This window comes from Luteibacter sp. P4_E6 (assembly GCF_056401535.1).
In genome coordinates, this window is sequence record NZ_JBFUJE010000649.1 from 1 (window position 1) to 1,985 (window position 1,985).

3 protein-coding genes and 1 tRNA gene are annotated in these 1,985 nt (G+C 61.9%); 3 read left to right on the top strand and 1 reads right to left on the bottom strand.

The annotated features are described in order from the left end of the window. The 3 genes from AC1DT2_RS21930 to tmk all read left to right on the top strand — a co-directional run. The coding region (locus AC1DT2_RS21930; protein WP_477298721.1) for a GspH/FimT family pseudopilin at nt 1–360 on the top strand (360 nt) is incomplete at its 5' end. Nucleotides 361–408: 48 nt separating this feature from the next. Next, a tRNA-Asn gene (locus tag AC1DT2_RS21935) sits at nt 409–485 on the top strand. Nucleotides 486–826: 341 nt separating this feature from the next. Further along, nucleotides 827–1,513 carry a dTMP kinase gene (gene tmk, locus AC1DT2_RS21940; protein WP_477298722.1) on the top strand — a complete coding sequence of 229 codons (687 nt, stop codon included), beginning with the start codon at nt 827–829 and terminating at the stop codon, nt 1,511–1,513. On the opposite strand, the gene AC1DT2_RS21945 is transcribed toward tmk, so the two are convergent. Further along, nucleotides 1,514–1,825 carry a hypothetical protein gene (locus tag AC1DT2_RS21945; protein ID WP_477298724.1) on the bottom strand — a complete coding sequence of 104 codons (312 nt, stop codon included), beginning with the start codon at nt 1,823–1,825 and terminating at the stop codon, nt 1,514–1,516. Nucleotides 1,826–1,985: the final 160 nt, after the last annotated feature.

A 1,985-nucleotide genomic window follows, 5' to 3' on the forward strand; every position in this document is an offset into this window, starting at 1 on the left:
CTGTATCGAGAGAGGGGCACGCTGGTCTGCCCCAGCGAAAACGGTCGGACATGCAGCGGACGCACCGACTGGGGCGTGGGCTGGATCAGTCGGGACCGGGCCACGGGCGATGTCCTCGCCGTCGAAGACGCGCTGGACTCGCGATTGACCGCCATCTCCATCGGCCTCCGCACCGACATCGCGTTCCTGCGGCCAGGCAAGGAGGCTCCGCCCGGCAACCAGACGCTGGCGCTGTGCCTGCGCGGCAAGGCCGCCACCACGCTGACCGTCGTGATAGCCAAAGACGGCCATAGCCACGCCGAACCAGCTTCGGCCGATGTCGCACGCGCCTGTGGCGCACGTCATTCACGAAATCGTTAAGACCCGCTTGACACACCCACCTCACATAAAGACAATACGCAGCTCCCCGCCCGAATAGCTCAGCCGGTTAGAGCACTTGACTGTTAATCAGGGGGTCGTTGGTTCGAGTCCAACTTCGGGCGCCAGGTTTTGAAAGGGTCTGCAGCGATGCAGGCCCTTTTTCTTTGTCTAATAAAAAGCGGTATGTCTAATAAAGATCGACTCTAGCAGGTCGCGGTCGCTGAGACCGGGTGGCGAGAAAATAGCCACGTGGACACTTTTAGAAGCATTGCCAGAGACATGCGCGAGCGCCGCCAAACGCTTGGCCGCTCCTCCTCCCACGCCGGTCGAGGCTTTCGCTATTGCATACGTCACAGCAGAAGATATTCCGGCACGTCAGCCTGCCCGGCGTGCTTCCCACCAGTAGTCCGCGGCGCCCGATGACAATCGGATGAAAGTGGCCTCTCGATCCGGTAAAGTCCCCCCGATGGCACCTCTTCCTATTCCCGGTGGCCTGCTGATCGTCGTTGAGGGTATCGACGGAGCAGGCAAGACAACACTCGCTCGCACGCTCCAGCGGGAGCTCGAGCGAACGGGCGCGACGGTGTCCCTGAGCAAAGAGCCAACCGCCGGGCCGTGGGGCATGCAAATGCGCGCCTCGGCGGCGGAGGGACGACTGGCTCCGGCAGAAGAACTGCGCCTTCTCCTTCTCGATCGCCACGAGCACGTCGAAACGTTGATCGGACCCGCGCTGAAGCGCGGCGACATCGTGATCCTAGACAGGTATTTCCCCTCGAATGTGGCCTACCAGGGTGCCGCGGGCATCAGCGTCGATGACCTCATGGCGGCGAATGACTTTGCTCCGCGACCGGATCTGCTCATCCTGTTGGACCTCGACCCGGAAACGGGCCTAGCCAGGATCCACGCACGCGGCGACAAGCCGAATCACTTCGAGACGCCGGCGAATCTCACCAAGTGCCGGAGCATTTTCCGGGAGCTCGGATTGCCGAATACGATTACCATCGACGCCAATTATCCGGAGAGCGCCGTCGCGGCCGCCGCCCTGGACTATGTCCAGATGGCGATCATGAACAAGGTAGCCGACAAGTACGGCGCCACGCCTGAAGGCGGTGAAGTCGCCATGGGCTACCTTCCTCCTATTGCGCACAGCTGATCACGAGCGATCGTCCGATCCCTTCGGCTTCCTCGGCTTGAGACCCTCATGGGGCATCACTAGACGCCCCTGCGCCGGCACGATCCGGGCGTGGTTGATTCGGGCCCAGGCTTCCACGTACTTCTTCCCTTGGGCCTCGGACCTGACGTAGGCGCCGATGCTCTGCTTATCGTCGGTGCCGTGGGGAAAGATGGAGACACGCCAGCGGCCGTCTCTAAAGGCCGTTTCTGTCACGTAGCCGAAGGTCGTGCCGTCCCACACAGCGAATATCGCCGCGCCGGGGACGCTTGGTGGTTTCCAGACGAGTGCCATCCCGAAAGGGTAACGGTCAGCTGTCTCAGGGCGTGATCGGCGATCGTGGAAAGGTTACTTGTGAGACTTGCTCTTTTGCGTCTGCAGGAACGACACCACGATCGTGGTTACCGTTGTTCCCCCAACGACGACAGCGACGCCATCGTGGCCAGCCATAGCT